Origin of the sequence: Sphingomonas sp. R86520, assembly GCF_042466285.1 — a bacterium.
In the GTDB taxonomy this organism is placed as follows: Bacteria; Pseudomonadota; Alphaproteobacteria; order Sphingomonadales; family Sphingomonadaceae; genus Sphingomonas.
The window spans coordinates 496354-513660 of sequence record NZ_JAXHBZ010000001.1; the positions used below are offsets into that span (position 1 = coordinate 496354).

At 64.9% G+C, this 17307-nt stretch carries 13 protein-coding genes and 1 tRNA gene; 1 reads left to right on the plus strand and 13 read right to left on the minus strand.

The annotated features are described in order from the left end of the window. Positions 1 to 54: 54 nt before the first annotated feature. The 3 genes from SJY41_RS02490 to SJY41_RS02500 form a co-directional block, all read right to left on the minus strand. Positions 55 to 2598, minus strand: a complete 2544-nt coding sequence (locus SJY41_RS02490) for a TonB-dependent receptor (RefSeq protein ID WP_380778778.1) — start codon at positions 2596 to 2598, stop codon at positions 55 to 57. A gap of 117 nt (positions 2599 to 2715) precedes the next feature. After that, positions 2716 to 4281 (minus strand): sulfotransferase, encoded by a 1566-nt coding sequence (locus SJY41_RS02495; RefSeq protein ID WP_380778780.1) that lies wholly within the window; start codon positions 4279 to 4281, stop codon positions 2716 to 2718. A 127-nt stretch (positions 4282 to 4408) separates the two neighbouring features. After that, on the minus strand, positions 4409 to 5980 hold the full coding sequence (locus SJY41_RS02500; protein ID WP_380778781.1) for an amidase: 1572 nt from the start codon (positions 5978 to 5980) through the stop codon (positions 4409 to 4411). 231 nt (positions 5981 to 6211) lie between these two features. On the opposite strand from SJY41_RS02500, the gene SJY41_RS02505 reads away from it, so the two are divergent. Further along, on the plus strand, positions 6212 to 7138 hold the full coding sequence (locus SJY41_RS02505) for a crotonase/enoyl-CoA hydratase family protein (RefSeq protein ID WP_380778783.1): 927 nt from the start codon (positions 6212 to 6214) through the stop codon (positions 7136 to 7138). Positions 7139 to 7163: 25 nt separating this feature from the next. On the opposite strand, the gene SJY41_RS02510 is transcribed toward SJY41_RS02505, so the two are convergent. The 10 genes from SJY41_RS02510 to mreC all read right to left on the minus strand — a co-directional run bounded on the left by SJY41_RS02510 (position 7164) and on the right by mreC (position 17289). Beyond that, positions 7164 to 9125: a putative bifunctional diguanylate cyclase/phosphodiesterase gene (locus SJY41_RS02510; RefSeq protein WP_380778785.1), complete on the minus strand. Its 1962-nt coding sequence runs from the start codon at positions 9123 to 9125 to the stop codon at positions 7164 to 7166. A gap of 264 nt (positions 9126 to 9389) precedes the next feature. Next, positions 9390 to 9839, minus strand: a complete 450-nt coding sequence (locus SJY41_RS02515; protein WP_380778787.1) for a PilZ domain-containing protein — start codon at positions 9837 to 9839, stop codon at positions 9390 to 9392. A gap of 90 nt (positions 9840 to 9929) precedes the next feature. Continuing rightward, positions 9930 to 10151 carry a hypothetical protein gene (locus SJY41_RS02520; RefSeq protein ID WP_380778789.1) on the minus strand — a complete coding sequence of 74 codons (222 nt, stop codon included), beginning with the start codon at positions 10149 to 10151 and terminating at the stop codon, positions 9930 to 9932. Positions 10152 to 10525: 374 nt separating this feature from the next. After that, entirely contained in the window at positions 10526 to 10765 is a 240-nt protein-coding gene (locus SJY41_RS02525; RefSeq protein WP_380778791.1) for a hypothetical protein, read from the minus strand. 204 nt (positions 10766 to 10969) lie between these two features. Further along, the gene (locus tag SJY41_RS02530) at positions 10970 to 11233 is read right to left on the minus strand and encodes a hypothetical protein (RefSeq protein WP_380778792.1); all 264 of its coding nucleotides are present in this window, start codon (positions 11231 to 11233) and stop codon (positions 10970 to 10972) included. A 1191-nt stretch (positions 11234 to 12424) separates the two neighbouring features. Beyond that, a tRNA-Lys gene (locus SJY41_RS02535) sits at positions 12425 to 12500 on the minus strand. Between the two features lie 156 nt (positions 12501 to 12656). After that, positions 12657 to 13763 (minus strand): rod shape-determining protein RodA, encoded by a 1107-nt coding sequence (gene rodA / locus SJY41_RS02540; RefSeq protein WP_380778794.1) that lies wholly within the window; start codon positions 13761 to 13763, stop codon positions 12657 to 12659. 43 nt (positions 13764 to 13806) lie between these two features. Then, on the minus strand, positions 13807 to 15849 hold the full coding sequence (mrdA, locus tag SJY41_RS02545) for a penicillin-binding protein 2 (protein WP_380784037.1): 2043 nt from the start codon (positions 15847 to 15849) through the stop codon (positions 13807 to 13809). Positions 15850 to 15875: 26 nt separating this feature from the next. Beyond that, entirely contained in the window at positions 15876 to 16406 is a 531-nt protein-coding gene (gene mreD, locus SJY41_RS02550) for a rod shape-determining protein MreD (protein ID WP_380778796.1), read from the minus strand. Between the two features lie 10 nt (positions 16407 to 16416). Further along, positions 16417 to 17289 carry a rod shape-determining protein MreC gene (gene mreC / locus SJY41_RS02555; RefSeq protein WP_380778798.1) on the minus strand — a complete coding sequence of 291 codons (873 nt, stop codon included), beginning with the start codon at positions 17287 to 17289 and terminating at the stop codon, positions 16417 to 16419. Positions 17290 to 17307: the final 18 nt, after the last annotated feature.

Genomic DNA, 17307 nt, shown 5'->3' on the forward strand with positions numbered 1-17307 from the left:
ATATGCCCATGCCAGATCCGCCTGCGACCGATCGATCGCAGGCGGTAGTTCCATTCAGAATTTCGCGCCGGCCCGGATGCCGATCGTACGCGGCGTGCTGGTGACGATGTAGGTACGCTGCGAGCACGTCCCGCATTGCTGGAAGCGGGACAGCTGCGCACGTTCGTCCCACAGGTTCTGCACGAACACTTCGAAGGTATAGCCGGACAGGTCCGCACCGATCGACGCGTTGCCGGTCGTATAGGCTTTCAATCGGCCGAGGCTTGCCGCCTGGATCGTCCGTACGTCCGATGACGCCGAGCTCTGATGCGCGACCAGCCCCTGGATATATGCCTTCGCGCTGCCGATCGGGACGCTGTAGCGCGCGGTGCCGCTTGCTTTGAAGCGCGGCGTGATCGGCAGGCGCGTCCCCTTCACGGCCAGCACGTCGCTGCCGTCGCCGATGCAGACCTGCGTCGCGCACAGGTCGTTCCGCGTCTTGGCATCAGTGTACGAGCCCGCCGCGGTCAGCGACAGGCCGCCGGTCGAGAAGTTCGCATCGGCCTCCGCGCCCCTGATCCGCGCATTGGGACCGTTCTGGATGATCGTGAAGCTGTTCGCGCCCAGGAACGAGAACTGGAACTTGTCCCATGCCTGTTGATAGATCGTGGCATTGAACCGCAGTCGGTCGAACAGCGTCGTCTTCATGCCCAGTTCGTAGTTGGTCAGGAAGTCGGCGTCATAGGGCGCGACGTCGCCGCGACGATTGATCCCGCCCGGGCGGAAGCCGCGCGACACCGTGCCATAGACCATCACCTTGTCTGTCGGCTTGAACGTCAGGTTGAAGCGGTAGGTGGCGCCTTGCCCCTGCGTCCGCTTTGGGATCAGTCCGGTGGTCGTGTAGGTCGCCAGGTTGGTACAGGGAGAGCCCGCCACCGCGGCCGGCAGCAGCGCGGCCGTGTTGCCGCCGCTGAGATACGCCTCACGCAAGGTCTGGCCGTTGGCGAGATAGCAGCCGGCGACGCCGGTCCGACTACTGCCGGCCGCGTTGAAAGGCGTTGCCGTATACGGGCGGCCATCGTCCGGATCGACCGCGGGGTTACGCCCGAAGCCGTAGAAGCCGATCAGCGAATTGTCGTAGATATAGGCGCGACCACCGGCGGTCGCGGTAAGGTTCGGCAGGATGTCGTAGCTCGCCTCGCCGAACATTGCATAGTCGGTGTCGACGCGCTTCTGCTCGGTCAGCCACAGCGTGCCCGGCGAGCCGTTGACCGACACCGCGGTACCCAGATTGGCGATCTGGTAATCCTGGTGGATCGCGTTGGTCTGGCGCTGGTAGAAGCCGCCGGCGACGATCCGGAAGCGGTCCTCCGCAGGCGACGCGACGCGCAATTCTTGGCTGGTCTTCTTGAAATGATCGGTGCCGATGATCTTCTGGCGCGGGTCGATCGTCCGGCCGGCATTGTCCTGATAGTAGAAATAGCCCGCGAGCCCGCCGACCGAAGAATACATCGAATCATACGCTTCGGCGTAATCGGTATAGTCGCTCGACGTGTAGGTCTTGCGGTCGAGATACGCGCCCGCGTACGTCACGTCCCAGTTACCGAGCTTGCCCTCGATCGTCAGCGCGCCCTGGATGAAGCGGTCCTTGCGATATTCGGGGAAGAAATGCTGCACCTGGAGATCGCCGACCTTCGGGTCATAGCCATAGGTGCCGTGGTTGCGCTGTTCCTGGTACAGGACGGTGGGCGTGACGGTCCAGTTGCTGTCGAGATCGACCTTCAGCGCGGCGCGGCCGCCATAGGTTTCGGTGTCGTTGTAGTTCTTCTTCACGAACGCCGCATTGTCGACCACGACGCCGCCGTTCGCCGAGGTGCACGAGGTCGCGGTCGGCTCGGGCAGGTAGCTGCGGCAGCCGGCGACGTTGTCGATATAGCCGGCATCGCGCTGGTAGAAGCCGACTACCCGGAGCGCTGCCGACTGGGCGAGCGGGATGTTGAGCATGCCCTCCAGCTTGTCGCCCATGCCACCCGCCTTGACGGTGTTTACCTCTGCATCGACGCGGCCGTAGAAGCCGCTGAAATCGGGCTTGTTGGTGATGATCCGGATCGTGCCCGCTTCGGACGAGGCGCCGTACAGCGTGCCCTGCGGTCCGGCGAGGCTCTCGATCCGCGCGATGTCGTAGATGTGGACGTCGAGCGTACCGCCGATCGTCGTGACTGGCTGTTCGTCAAGGTAGGTGCCGACCGAGGGGAGGGGGCCCGAATGGTTGCCGTCGCCGCCCGATGCGACGCCGCGCATGTAGACGACGGTCGATCCGGGCTGCGTGGTCTGGAACGACACCGATGGCAGCAACTGCGTATATTGCGCGAAGTTCGAGATGTTGAGGTCGTCGAGCCGCTTGGTCCCGATCGCCTGAATGCTGATCGGCACGTTCTGGATGTTCTGATCGCGCTTCTGCGCGGTGACGACGATGTCACCTTCATACTCTCCCGACGTCTGTGCTGCCGTGTCGGATACCGGCGCGGCGCCGGGTGCGGTCTGTGCGGATACCGGCGCTGCGAGGGCCGACGACGCCAAGAGCGACGCGATCAGTACGCGACGATCGAAATTAGACATTGGAAATGGCCCCCACGACGAATTGTGTCCGAAGGGTGTGTTGCGACGCAACAAAGGTCAAACGAAGCTTGGCCGTTCCAGATTTTTATGACGCGTCCGTGACGTTTTCGCCACGGCTCAGGACTCTGCCACATCGCCGAGCGCCACCCGCAAGGGGCCAAGCCACGGGGCATAGGGACGCCAGGCATCGACGCCGTCGCGGTTGATGGGGCGGCGGACCTGTTCCGAACTCGCGGTACGAACCGCGCGATCATTCTCGTGGAACGCGAGGCAGGCAGGCTCGAAGTCGAGGCTGCATGCCGTCAGCAATGCACGCACCTCGGCTTCGGTATTTTCGATCAGCTTTTCATGGTCGACCAGATGCACGCGGCCCGGCAGGACGGCGTCGACATGCGTCATCAGCCGGACGTAATCGCGGTAATAGCGGCCGAGATCGTCGAGCGAATAGCTGAACGATTGGCCGCGTGCGTAATGTTGTTTGAAATTCGAGAAGCAGCACGCGATCGGATCCCGGCGCGCATCGATGATCCGGGCATTGGGCAGCGCGAGATGGATCAGCGGGACGTGCGCCCAGTTGTTGGGCAGCTTGTCGATGAAAAACGGGCGATCGGTGCGCCGCTGGATCGCCGCGCGGCGCAGATAGTCCTCACCGATCTCGCGCAACGCGTCGGCGGACAGCGCCGCAATGCCGTCCGGGTAATCGGCGATCTGGCGTGCGATGGCCGGCATGTCCGGGAGTTCGGTCGTCCCTTCGACCAGGCTGTGGCTCGCAAGGATCTGCTCGACCAACGTCGAGCCTGCCCGCGGCATGCCGAGGACGAAGATCGGATCGGGCGCCGCGCAACCCTGGCCATGCCGCGCCTCCAGCAGGGCGGGTGTCAGCGCCGCGATGCTGCGGTCGACGAACGCCGTCGTCTCGGCGGCATCATAGGCGATACGGGTCCGGCGCAGCGTGTTGCCGGCATCGTAGTGCGCGAACGAGCGCACGGCATCGCGACGATCCTCGAAAGCCTTGCCGAGCGCAAAGTCGAGGTGGAAGCGGTCTTCGTCACCAACGTCGTCGCGCGCGAGCGCAGCCTCCATCGCGGCGATGTCGCTATCGTCGAACCGCACCGTCTTGAGGTTGGCGAGGCTCCACCAGGCATCGCCGAGCGTCGGCTGGAGCGCCAGCGCGCGGCGATAGGCGGCGATGCCGTCGTCGCGGCGCCCGACGGTCTTCAGCATGTGACCGTAGCTCAGCCACACGCGCGGCTGGGTCGGCGCATCGTGCAGCACCTTTTCATACAACAGGATCGCATCCTCGAACCCACCCAGCCGGCCGAGCGCGGCGGCCTTCAGGTTGGCATGGCCGGGATTGTCGGGCTCGTCGGCAATGACCGCGTCGAGCAGGGTCAACGCCTCGGGCGCGCGGTTCTGCCGGTACAGGACTAGGGCAAGGTTCGCGCGCGCCGCCGTAAAGCCGGGCGCCAGCTCGACCGCGCGGCGCAATAACGTCTCCGCATCCTTGTACCGTCCGATCCGGCCCGCCAGTTCGGCCAGCATGCGGATCGCGCGCGCTTCGAACGGGTCCTGCTTGAGATACGCCTTGAGCAGCGGTTCGGCGACATGGAGCTGGTTGTCGTGCAGCGCGAGCGCGGCCTGCATGAGGTCGCTGGGCCAGCGGGGGTTTGGGGCGGTTGCCATCGCGGGCGACAGTCCGGGACGAGCGCGCAGCCGTCAAGCGTACGCGCGAAGTTTAGCCCGGCCTGGGGGACGACGAACCGGGCAGCGACCCGACCCGCCGGCCGAAGCCGCCCCCGATCTGCCGGCGCTAATTGGCCGAAGCGGCAGCTTCGATATCGACGGTTGGCAGGTACCGCGGGGCCGACCGGGGTAGGGCGCGCTGTTCATACGCATAGCCGGCCCGTAGCACGGCTTCGTCGGCATTCCTCGTTGCGATGAACGACAGCCCGACGGGCAGGCCGCGCACGAGTCCCATCGGTACGGTGAGGTGCGGATAGCCGGCGATCGCGGGCAGCGCCGCCGCCGATTGCCCTTCATAGGTGTCGCCGTAGATCGGGTCGCTCAGCCACGCCGCGGCATAGGTCGGCTCGACGAGGATCTGCGCGCCCGCTGTTTTCAACATGGCATCGATCCCTTCTACGCCGGCCAGTCGAAGCGAGGTCGCGCGTGCGGTCCTGTAGGCCGGATCGTCCAGCCCCGCCGTCTTGTCCGCATCCTCGAACAGTTCCTGTGCGAAGAACGGCATCTCGGTCGACGCATGCTCGCGGTTGAAGGCGATCACCGCGCCCAGTGTCCGGGTCTTCACCGAGGCGGGGGTGGTCGCGAGATACGTGTTCAGATCGGCCTTCAGTTCGGTCTTGAGAACCGTCAGCTCCGCAGCGCTTAAGCCATCGAGCTTGGGACTTTTGACCTCGACCAGCACTGCACCAGCGGCGCGCAAGACGCCAAGCGCGGCCTCATACCGTTGGGTCAGATCGACCGACAGGCCTTCGGGCCGAAGGACCCCGACCCGCACCCCCGACAGGCCGTTTGCCGACAGGCTGGCCGTATAGTCCTTCGTCACCGCGCCGGCAGTCGCGCTATCGGCCGGATCTGCGCCGACCATGCCCGACAGCAATATCGCGGCGTCCTTCACGCTGCGTGCCATCGGCCCCGGCGTGTCCTGGCTGTGACTGATCGGCACGACATGCGTGCGGCTGACCAAGCCGATCGACGGCTTGAACCCTACCAGGCCGTTGATCGAAGACGGGCAGACGACGGATCCGTCGGTCTCCGTACCGATCGCCGCGGCCGCGAAACTGGCGGCCACCGCCGCGCCCGATCCGGATGACGACCCGCACGCGGTCCGATCGAGGACATAGGGGTTCTTCACGAGGCCACCGACCGCGCTCCAGCCGCTCATCGAGTGGGTCGAGCGGATGTTCGCCCATTCCGACAGGTTGGTCTTGCCTAGTATGACGGCACCGGCACGCCGCAAATACGCGATCATCGGTGCGTCCCGCCGGGTCAGGTTATCCTTCAGTGCCAAGCTCCCCGCGGTTGTCGACAGGGGATCCGCGGTCTCGATATTGTCCTTGATCAGTATTGGAATGCCGTGAAGCGGACCGCGCACATGGCCGGCCTTGCGTTCGGCGTCCAACGCTCGCGCTTGCGCGATCGCGTCGGGGTTGACCGCAATGACGGCGTGCAGCGCCGGTCCCTTGCGATCCATCGCGGCGATCCGGTCGAGATAGGCCTGCGTGAGGTCGACGCTGCTGACCTGCCCATCACGCAACATTACGCCCAGCCGGTCGAGCGACACGTCTTCGACGGAAACGGTTTTGGCGATCGCGGGGCAGGCTGTGGCAGCGAGCAGGATGGCGGTGATGAAACGGCGCATGAAATCCCCCATGATGAATACCTTAGGTTGATCCGGACCGAAGCGTTCGCGCAAGTGGCATAGTGATCTGATTGCAAAGCGAAACGCTGACTACCGGCGTGATTGGCGTCGTTCCGATCGACGCTTGCGACGAACGCCTTCCGAAACGCACGACGCGATCGGTATCGGTGACGGAATCGACCTAGACTTCCCCCGCAGCAAGCCTGCTGTTTGTAAGGAAGGACGTCTATCATGACTCTCGACTACGGCGCCGCCGTGCCCGCGAACTGCAACGATCATCACCAGGATCGCGCGATCGACACACCCGACACGGTCCCTGTTCGACAACCGTTCCAGTTCGTCGACCTGGAAACCCACTTCGACCCCAGTCTCGATACGCTCTGGACCTACATGCGGCAACGAAGCCGGCCGAGTTTCAATCCCGGGCTGCTCGCGGAGTTCAACCAGTGGCAGAACGACATTGCCCATGCCCGCTCTTCCGGCATCATGCCGATCCGTTACGTGGTACTCGGGTCGCGGTTTCCCGGCGTTTTTTCGCTGGGCGGAGACCTCGACCTGTTTGCGGGGCATATCCGCAAAGGCGACCGGGATGCACTCGTGCGCTACGGACGCGCGTGCGTACAGATCCTGCATCGCAACATGCGCAGCCTCGACCAACCGATCATTACGATCGGACTCGTCGAGGGCGACGCGTTGGGCGGCGGGTTCGAAGCCCTGCTATCGTTCAACGTGGTCATTGCCGAACGCGGGACGAGTTTCGGCCTTCCGGAAACCAATTTCGGCCTGTTTCCGGGGATGGGCGCGCATTGCTTCCTGTCCCGCCGGCTTGGAGCCGCGCGTGCCGAACAGATGATCCTGAGCGGGAGAACCTATAGCGCCGAGGAGCTGTACGATCTTGGCATAGTTCACGCCTTGGCGGACGCGGGCAGAGGCCGCGCCGAGGTCGAAGCCTATATTCGGCAGAACCGCCGCCGCCACAGCGGCCATTGCGCGATCTACGAGGCATCTCGGTCGGTCAATCCACTCGCGCTCGCCGAGCTGGAGGCTGTCGTGGACCTGTGGGCCGACGCAGCGTTGCGGCTGAGCGACGCGGACCTCAAGCTGATGCGGCGCCTGGTCGGTGCCCAGACGCGCCTGCTCGACAAAGCTGCCGCGTAGATATGCAACCGGGTAGGCGGCGGCTCTAAAGGCGGCTGCGTACCTTGACCCCGTCGCCGGCAAGCAGGGTCGCGACCATGCTTGCCGGCATCGGCTTCGCCAGCAGATAGCCCTGTACCGCGTCGCATCTCGTACGGCGCAGCTGATCCAGTTGCGCTTGGGTCTCGACGCCCTCGGCGACGGTCCGCATGCCCAGCTTGGCCGCAAGTTCGATCACGGTCTGGACGATCGCGACCGACGCAGGACTCTGCTCAAGGTCGGTGATGAAGGTCCGGTCGATCTTCAAGGTCTGGAACGGGAACTTGGTGAGGTAGCTGAGCGAGGAATAGCCGGTCCCGAAATCGTCCAGCGTCGTGCGAACGTGAAGACGGTTGATCGCGTCCAGCGCGGCGAGCGACGCCTCGATATCGTCGAGCAGGACCGATTCCGTAACCTCGAGCTCGAGCCGGTTGGCATCGAGCCGGCTGGTCGCGAGGGCACTCATGATCACCATCGGCAGGTTTGCCGAGCGCAGCTGGATCGGCGAGAGGTTGACCGCGATCTTGATCTCGCCTGGCCAGGTGCTGGCGACGCGGCATGCTTCGCGGATCACCCAGCTGCCGATCGCAACGATCAGCCCATTGTCCTCGGCGATAGGAATGAACTCTGAGGGCGGAATCGAACCATGCCGGCGGTTGGTCCAGCGCAACAACGCCTCGCACGACAGGATGCGCTCGCCGGCCAGATCGAAGATCGGCTGGAACTCCAGATGGAATTCGCCGCGTTCGAGCGCCCCCTGCATCTCGGCGGCCAGGTCCCGGCTGCGCTCGACCTTCTCGTCCATCAACGGCTCGTAAAAGCACATCTGGCCGCGCCCGCTATCCTTGGCCCGGTACAAGGCCAGGTCGGCATTCTTCAGCAGCGTATCCGCGTCCGCGCCATCCGCAGGTGCGATCGCGATACCGAGCGATGCACCGACCCGAAGCTGCCGTCCGTCATGCTGCACGGGCCGTTCGACGAGTTCGATGATCCTGTGCCCGATCGTGACCGCATCCCCGCGTTGCTCGACCTCGCAGACGACGGCGAATTCGTCGCCACCGAGGCGTGCAACGATTCCGCTGTGCCCGAACGCATTGTCCAGCCGGTGTGCGACGGCGGCTAACAAGGCGTTGCCTGCCAAATGCCCGAACGAGTTGTTGATTTCCTTGAAGCGATCCAAATCGATCCAGTGGATCGCCAACCACCGGGTCCCACCGTTCAGCGCCTGTAGCCGCGCTTCGAAGCGCTCGCGGAACGCAGTGCGGTTGGCGACGCCGGTCAGATCGTCCCGGCGCGCGATCGCGGCGTGATGTTCCGCCAACGCGGCTTTCTCGCGCGATACCGTCGTTGCCTTCAGGATGACGCCATACGTCTGCAGCGTGATGTCCATCATCGCCACGACGAACAGCATGATCACGATCGCCAACACGATCTTCAGCGGTTCGAGCGAGACGAGGAGGCCGACGGACAGGGGCAGCGATGCGAAACACAATTGCGATAGTGCGATCCACGGGCGACCGGCATTGCGACCCGCGATGCCGGCGGCGTAACCGATCGTCGTCGTCACCGCCAGCAACTGCAGGACGCCGTCGCTGGTATGCACCAGCGTGAGCAGGCCGAACGTGCCCAGCAGCGCCGAGTAGCAGAGCGCACCCGCGCGATAGAGCAGTTCCTGGCGGCTCGTCTTGATCTCGGACGGCAGATCGCGTTTCGGCGGATGGCGCCACAACCGTAGGGTATCGATCACGCGAATGCCGGCGACGATCGCGATCGCCACCGCACACGCAATCATCGATTTGTTACCGCTGACCAGCGCGACGCTTCCGGTGATGGCACTGCTGGTCAAGGCCCCGATCACCAGCGACTGGGGAGATGCGTAGAGCGATTCCACCAGCGTCTCGCGAACCGACGCAACGATCGCCTGATCGGAGTGCCGTAGCTGTCTCAAGCGGGATATCAGACCGGTCATTCGGTCCTCCATGGACGGCAAGAGTGTAAAAGAAACGAACAAATTCAAATGATGCGCACGATCCGTCGCATATCACCCCACTATCGCGGTCTATCGATCGCGCGCATCGGAGTATCGTGAATTGCCGTCCGGCCTGTGCTGAATTCTGCCGAACGATCGTGGAATTCGGCGCGGCACACATCCTGGACTTGGGCCGGCGCGCGTCATTCCCGAAGGTATCCGCCGGAAAGCTGAGACGCCGAGCCTTGTCGATCGGCGGCGGACCTACTTGCGATAAGGGTTTCGCAGGTCCTGTATCCAGCCCGCCGTCGGGGGAGGGGCAGGGGCAGCGGTCAGGGCCGGTCTGCGGTCGAGCGTTCTCGCTGGCTCTGGCGCGCGCGTCGCGACCGCAACCTTCGACCGGGCTTCATCGAGGTCGATCGGCGTGTCGAACGCCAAGCCGGCAAACCCGCCGCGTACCCATTTGACGGTACCCGTGACGGCCTGAAGTGCTCCCACCGACGCCCGGATGGTCATGTCGGCGTGCAATCCGGCAGCGTTGTCGATCCGCATGCCACCTACCGAAAGGTCCCTGACGCGGTGACGCGTTGCCGATCGTCCCGAATCCCTTTCGACCGAGGCGGTGAGCATCACGCTGGTCCGGGTGGCGCGCGCGGTGTGATCCGGCAGGGCACCGTCATCGTGAATGCGCGTGGCGTCTCTGGGTTCAGACATGGGTAAGGCTCTAGCATCGCTACGAAATCGAGGATTGAGTTGGCGTCGTGGTGCGCGATCCAGCGAGCGGCGACGGCAGCACAGCAACGCCTATCCGGGGATCCCCCAATTGGCTTCCTCGTCCGCAGCCTTTGCGGTGCGTACGAGATGGTCGACATAGGCCTGAAAAATCGGAACGGTAAAGGTCACGAGCGTCGGCTCGCCCTTGGGCTCCTTGAAAGTCAGTATCACGAACCGCTGGCCGTCCTCGTCGAGGACAAGACCGGCTTCCATGGCACCGGGGCCGCTTGGGGTAATGATCGTCGCTGCCACTGGAAAACCTCGCTGGTCGATTGCCGCGCCGCGTTATCGCAGCATCACCGCTTTACCAACGTCAAGCTATCTCAAGCCGCGCTTGCGACGACGTGATGCGACCCTGCATCGTTCGCGGGACGGACGTGCTCTACCACTGAGCCTGCCTGCGCCGACCCGCGAGCAGCCTGCATCTTACGGTATTCGAAATAGAGAGCAATTAGGGAGAACATACCAACCTCGATTATTCATTGCTGCGTCGCAGCATCGCGATTGCCATGCCTCCGCGTGCGCGCGGGAGCAATTGCATCGTGACTAACCACGATTGCGGAAAACGACACTCCGCAACTGTTGCTTGGGTCGGAAGCAAAGATCGTGGGCACGGATGACGTAGCTCAGACTGCTGCTCGGCGTACGCTGGTACTGCGAAGATCCCGGATCTCCTGCGCGCTGATCGCACGATCCCGTCCCGCACATTTGATGATCAAGCGTCCGGTGCCGGCTTCGTCACGTTCGCCGAACGCTTCCACCATTTCCGTCAGCGAGCCGGCCGCGAGCGGCTCGTCGTCGCCTTCGATGTCGTCGGCGCTTCGGCGCAACAACTGCGCGGGCATGTTCCACATGGTCTTCAACACAATTACTGACTCCGGCCCCCCGGTTGTCAGTGCAATTGGGGTTTGAACCGCACGCGGTCCAGGTGCGGCTATCGCGGATGCGCTCGCCTAACCGTCGCGCACGATGAACTGCCTGGATCGTGGCCAGATAGCGAATGACGGGGACGGCCGTCCCGACCCTCCACCGGAGAATGTCGGGAGCAGGCCATCGTGCTGCCTTGGGCTCTAGTTGGTCGTTCGGCGCGAGTTCGACATGCGTTCCGCATTTGCCGCGTTTTCGGAATCGATCGCTGCCCATTCTTCTTTCGAATGGCAGGTTCGGGTCTGAAAGTTGGAGCCCGTCACGCTTTCACGTCGACAGATCGGTTTTGGCGGTTTCGCGTTGGCGAGCGCGACAGTCGTGTCGGTCGGCGGCGCAGCGGTCGGTGCCGTCTGCGCGAAACCGGCGATGGAGCTCACTATAAATACAGCTGCGATGATAGCCTTCATCAGGGCGCTTCCTGTGTTGAGTCGGGTAACGATACCGGGGATGCCGACAAGCGCAAGGGCGCGATCGGCTCTCGAACATGGTCTCCCTCGTCCAGCCAGAATGCATGAAGCTAATGCTGCGGCCTTGTCGGTCTGGGACCGCGAAGGCTTCAAACCTCTAAGGTTGGCCTTGTGGGGCTGATTGGGCCGGTAGCCGCCGCCGAACCGGATAGCGCTTGGCGGCCGTCGGTTGCTCGAGACCCGCTAGGACAGCATATCTATCCGCTTTTCGATCGGCAGCGCGATCCTGACCGGGCGTCTCCGCAATGAACTGATCACGCCCATGGCGAGATGTACCCCACGGCTGGAACCAAGGATGTGGAGAAGGGCTAGAATTGCACGCCGGGCGGACTGTTGCAGTTCTTAAGCGTCGAGAGCGGGTAGCGGCGCGATCCGCCGGATGGCGATGGCCACGGAGCGTTCTTGCGACGGTCTGGCGCAGGCAAAAAAAAGGCCGGTATGACCCGGCCAAAGTTTTTAGGAGAGGATGCCTGAAAGGCAAATTCTCAATGCTGCATCGCAGCGCGCATCGCAAATACAGAATAGGAAACAGAGCGTTGCGTTTTTTGCATCGCTCGTTGGTTGCGACCGCAAACGGGGCATGCTTGAGTTGGGCGCTGCGCAACGGTTCCGTTCGGCGATATAGGTGAAATACACTGACTTACTTATCGACGCCGTTGCGGTATGCCGCTCTCGTCGCGGCGAGCATTCTTTTTACCGTGCTCGTCACACGCCGCTCGTCGCGACATCGCACAGCGTTTTTGTTTGGGTTACGCATACGTCATCGCGGCGGGTAGAGCTTCCCCAAGACGCCTCCCCGCCGCGGTGCCTTCAACTACCGCCTGTCCGTCGATAGGCTCGATTGCTGCTGGGCGGCTTCGATGCCGGCGACCGCTCGGCCGTCATGGGGGCAGGCCCTCGATCAACAGGCGCAACCCGCCGATAGCTGGTCAGCCGATCCAGAACGGTGGGCTCAGTGAATGAAGCGAGCGCACGAGGTCGCCGGTCGCCGCCAGCCGTTCGTAAGTCGCTCTGGCTCGATCTGTCGCGCCGCCGCTTTGCGCAGCGCGACATGAAATGGTCGACAGCGCATCGCGGCGCCGTGTCAGCGCGCAATCGAGCGATACAGGGCGGCGATTTCAATCTGTAAAATGGTGGACGCACTTGGGCTCGAACCAAGGACCCGCTGATTAAGAGTCAGCTGCTCTACCAACTGAGCTATGCGTCCATTCCGGGGCGGTTTTGAGTGGCGCCCTGGTGTGGCGCCCCGCTGCTGGAGGCGCGCTGTTAGCAGACTCATCGGGGCCCGCAACCCCCTTTTCGTCGATCCGAGTCCGTTTTCGTAAAATACGCTCTCTTTTTGCGGATTAGCCTGACTTTAGACCTACCAGCCGACCGTCTTGCGGTTCTGGCGGTCGATCGACATCAGGATGCCGAGGCACAGCAGCACGGTCATCTGTGCCGAGCTGCCAAAGCTTACCAGCGGCAGCGGGATGCCGACGACGGGGGCGAGGCCCATCACCATCATCAGGTTGATCGCGACGTAGAAGAAGATCGTCGTCGACAGCCCCGCCGCGGTCAGCCGGCCGAAGCGGGTCTGCGCACGCTGGCCGACCTCGATGCCCCAGCGGATCACCAGCAGGAACGCGAGGATCAGCAGGCAGCCGCCGACCAGCCCCCATTCCTCCGCCATCGTCGCGAAGACGAAGTCGGTGTGACCCTCGGGGAGGTAGTCGAGGTGGCTCTGCGTGCCCTGGAGGAAGCCCTTGCCCCAGATCCCGCCCGAACCGATCGCGATCTTCGACTGGCTGATGTGATAGCCGGTGCCGAGCGGGTCGCTCTCGGGGTCGAGGAAGATCAGGATGCGGTTGCGCTGGTAATCGTGCAGCGCGAAGTTGATCGCGAGCGGGATCGCCACCGCCGCCGCGATCGCGCCGCCGGCGAACAGGCGCAGCGGGATGCCGGCCAGGAACATCACGGTCGCGCCGCCCGCGCAGATCATCAGCGCGGTGCCGAGATCGGGCTGGAGCATCACCAGCGCTGCGGGGACGCCGATCAGTACTGCAGCAGGCCAGACCGCGCCGAACCGCCGGGTCTCGCCCGGCGGGAGCATGTCGTAGAATTTGGCACAGGCGAGCACGATCGCCGGTTTCATGAACTCGGACGGCTGCAGGCGGATGAAGCCGAGGTCGAGCCAGCGTTGCGAGCCGCCGGAGACTTTCCCCAGCAGCTCGACCGCGAGCAGCGAGACGACCAGGATGCCGTAGGTCGGCAGCGATCCCGTCCTCCAGACGCTTTCGGGCACGTAGGACAGCCCGATCGCGCCGGCCAGCAACACGAAGAAGCGGATGCCCTGCGACAGTGCCCAGGGGTGCAGCGAGCCGCCCGCCGCGGAATAGAGCACGACCTGGCCGAAACAGCCGATCGCGACCACCAGCAGGATGACCCGCCACGGGAGCTTGGCGAGCGGCTCGGGGACGATCCGGTTCATCGCGTGCGCTCGGCTCGGGTGATCGCGCTCGCGCGGGGACTGGTCATGGCTGGCGATCCCGCGAATCGTCCTCGGCGACGGTGTTGCCGGGCGTGGTGAGTGCCTCCTGCGTGGCGTTGGCCATGTCGGTGGCGTTAGCGACCGCAGGCGCGTCGCTGGGGACGATCTCGTCGGTCTTGGTGGCGATCGCGGCCGGCGGCGCGGATTGCGCCTTGCGATAGGCGTCCGCGGTCGCGGCCATGCGCGTGCGGATGTCGCCGCCCCAGGTCGGTTCGACCTCGGCGAGCGACTTCAGGGCGCGCTCGCGGTCGAGCAGATACGTCATGATGTCGCGGCCGATCATCGGCGTGTCGAGGTTGCGCACGGTATGGCCGTTATGTTCGAGCACCACCGCGAGCGCATAGCGCGGGTTGTCGGCGGGGGCGAACCCGACGAACAACGCGTGATCGCGCATCTTGAACGGCAGCTGGCCGTTCTTGAGCACGCCGCCGCGACGTTCCGCCATCGTGATGCGGCGGACCTGCGCGGTGCCGGTCTTGCCCGCGATCGCCACGCCGGGGATCAGCAGCTTGGCCGCGCTGCCGGTGCCGCCCTGGTTGATCACGCCGAACATCGCGTCGCGGACGCGCGCGAGATGCTCGGAATCGATGTCGAGGGCAGGGGCGTCGCGGTGGACGTGGCTGGCGAGAATGCTCGGCTGCAACGCGCGGCCCGATGCGATCCGCGCGGCCATCACCGCGAGCTGCAGCGGGTTGGCGAGGACATAGCCCTGGCCGATCGACGCGTTCAACGAATCCGCGACGATCCACGGATGCTTGTACTTGCGCTGCTTCCACGCGGCATCGGGCACAGTCCCGTAGCGCTGCGTCGAAAAGGGCAGGTCGAACTTCTGGCCGAGCCCCAGCGTGCGTGCGACCGGCGCGATCCGGTCGTAGCCGACCCTCCGCGCCATTTCGTAGAAATAGATGTCGCAGCTCTGCATGATCGCGTTCTTGAGATCGAGCGCGCCGTGACCGCTTTTCTTGTGACAATGGAATACGCTGGTGCCGAGCCGCATCGCGCCCGAGCAGTTCACGCGAGCGCTCGGGTCGATACCGGCGTTGAGCAGCGCGAGGCCGTTCATCGGCTTGACGGTCGAACCCGGCGGATACAGCCCCTGCGTCACCTTGTTCATCAGCGGCACGTGATCGTCGTCGCTCAACATCTGCCATTCGAGATGGCTGATTCCGTCCGAAAAACTGTTCGGGTCATAGGCCGGCATAGACACCATCGCCAGCATCTCGCCGGTCCGGCAGTCGAGCACCACCGCCGAGCCCGAGTTGGTACCGAGCCGGCGGGCGGCATATTCCTGGAGCCCCGCGTCGATCGTCAGCCGGGCGGTCTTGCCCGGCACGTCCGGCTTGGTGGCGAGTTCGGCGACCAGCTTGCCGCGTGCGGTGACCTCAACGCGCTTCGCCCCGGCGACGCCGCGGAGCTCGGCCTCGAGCATCTTCTCCAGCCCGTCCTTGCCCAGCTTGAACCCGGGCGTGACGAGCAGCGGGTCATGCGTCTTCTTATATTGCTCGGCGTTCGGGACGCCGACATAGCCGGTCAGGTGCGCGACCGCGGCGCCGGCCGGATAGCTGCGCGCGAAGCCCCGCGTCGGCGCGACGCCGGGCAGTTCGGGCAGGCGCACGCTGACCGCGGCGAACCGCTCCCAGTCGAGATTCTCCGCGACCTGGACCGGCTGGAACCCGGCGGCATGTTCGAGATCGATCGCGATCCGCTCGACTTCGTCGGGCGGTAGCTGGAGGATGCGGCCGAGCAGCGGCAGCACGCGCTCCTTGTCGCGGAGGCGATCGGGGATGATGTCGACGCGAAAATCGGTGCGGTTGTTGGCGATCGGCACGCCGTGGCGATCGACGATCCATCCGCGCCGCGGCGGCAGCAGCGTCATGTTCACGCGGTTGCTCTCGGACAACATCGTGTAGCGCTCGTTCTGCGCGATCGACAGCCATGCCATGCGCCCGGCGAGCATCAGCCCGACGCCGCCTTGCGCCGCGCCCAGCATCCAGGCGCGCCGCGAGAAGCTGTATGCCTGCGACATCTCGGTGACGATACGCGGGGTATTCCTCACTCGGTGCCCCGCTTGTTCTGGATCGCCGCGACGATCCGCGCGGCCAGCGGGAAGACCAGCATCGTCACGACGATCTGCGCGAGCAGCACCGTGTCGACGTGCGCGCCGACCGGTACCGCGATGAAGCGCCCGGCCAGCAGGCTAGCGGCAATGAGTCCGCTCGCGATCAACCAGTCCTGCCAGTGATCGCGGAACGCAAGCCGCTGTTCGATCATGTCGATCGCGACGAACGCCAGCGACCAGAGCAGCACCGCACTGCCGAGCGGTTGCCCGCTGACCAGATCGTCGAAGAACCCGAGCGGGGCTGCGGCCCAGGGCCGGAACGCGAACCGTGCGAGCAACCGCCATGCGAGCAGCATGACGAGCCCGAACGGCGGCAGCAGGGGGATCGTCGCGATCACCGGGATGATCGTGAAGAGCGATCCGACCATGACCGTCGCCCAGGGGATCGCGCGCGACCGACCTGCGGGCAGCTTGGTCTCGAACGGCTTGTAGTCGACGCTGTCGACGACGCGCGGGGGCATCATGACGGCGCGCTCACTGCTGCGTGATCGGACGGGGTGGCGGCACGGGCATGAACACGCGCTCGACCAGCGCGAAATCGAGCGTGTCCGGATCCGCAAAGGTGCGCGCCATTACCGAGTCCGATCCCGTTTTGCTGACGCGCGCGACCGGCACGCCCGGCGCATAGATCCCCCCGGTGCCGGTCGTCACGAACAGGTCGCCGGCGTTGAACCGCACGTTGGTCGCGTTGACCGATCGGATATCGACCATACCGTCGCCGCGCCCCGCCGCGATCGCGGGCATGCCGTCGCGGGTACGGCGGACCGGCACGATGCTGTCGCCGTCGCTGAGCAACAGCACGCGCGCGGCGTTCGGCCCCGTCTCGACGACGCGCCCGATCAGCCCGTCGGGGCCGCGCACCGGCATGCCGGGCTGAACCCCGCTCCAGCGGCCTGCGTTGAGCAGCGCGTAGCGCCGCCCGCTCGACGCGCTCGAACTCACGAGGCGTGCGGTGACGACGGGGTCCGGCGAGCGGTCGCGGATCGCGAGCAGGCTGCGCAGTCGGCGGTTGTCATAGGCAATCGTCCGCGCTCGCATCAGCAGTGCGCGCGTGCGGTCGCGGTCCGCCCTGAGCGCAACGTTTTCCTGCTGCACGAAGAAGAAGTTGCCGATCGCATCGGGGATGCCGGCGACGCTCGAACCGACCGTGGCGAGCCCGGTCGACACCGGCACGGTCGCGCCGGCCACGCCCATGCGCAGCGCGGAGAAGGCGGGCGGATTGAACATGGAGGCGACGAGCAGCACCAGGCCCACCACCGCGCCAGCGACGGCGAGCACATAGCCCATGAACACACCATATTGCCGCCGCCGGGAAAACCCCGTGCGCCGGTCGCGGGCTGGCGCCATGCGCCTGTTCCCCTGTTC

Bases quoted from the DNA above. Each gene is read 5' to 3' on its own strand.
- SJY41_RS02490 (WP_380778778.1), bottom strand. From the start codon at position 2,598: ATGTCTAATTTCGATCGTCGCGTACTGATCGCGTCGCTCTTGGCGTCG.
- mreC (WP_380778798.1), bottom strand. From the start codon at position 17,289: ATGGCGCCAGCCCGCGACCGGCGCACGGGGTTTTCCCGGCGGCGGCAA.
- mreD (WP_380778796.1), bottom strand. From the start codon at position 16,406: ATGATGCCCCCGCGCGTCGTCGACAGCGTCGACTACAAGCCGTTCGAG.
- SJY41_RS02495 (WP_380778780.1), bottom strand. From the start codon at position 4,281: ATGGCAACCGCCCCAAACCCCCGCTGGCCCAGCGACCTCATGCAGGCC.
- SJY41_RS02505 (WP_380778783.1), top strand. From the start codon at position 6,212: ATGACTCTCGACTACGGCGCCGCCGTGCCCGCGAACTGCAACGATCAT.
- SJY41_RS02500 (WP_380778781.1), bottom strand. From the start codon at position 5,980: ATGCGCCGTTTCATCACCGCCATCCTGCTCGCTGCCACAGCCTGCCCC.
- SJY41_RS02515 (WP_380778787.1), bottom strand. From the start codon at position 9,839: ATGTCTGAACCCAGAGACGCCACGCGCATTCACGATGACGGTGCCCTG.
- SJY41_RS02530 (WP_380778792.1), bottom strand. From the start codon at position 11,233: ATGAAGGCTATCATCGCAGCTGTATTTATAGTGAGCTCCATCGCCGGT.
- rodA (WP_380778794.1), bottom strand. From the start codon at position 13,763: ATGAACCGGATCGTCCCCGAGCCGCTCGCCAAGCTCCCGTGGCGGGTC.
- SJY41_RS02510 (WP_380778785.1), bottom strand. From the start codon at position 9,125: ATGACCGGTCTGATATCCCGCTTGAGACAGCTACGGCACTCCGATCAG.
- mrdA (WP_380784037.1), bottom strand. From the start codon at position 15,849: ATGTCGCAGGCATACAGCTTCTCGCGGCGCGCCTGGATGCTGGGCGCG.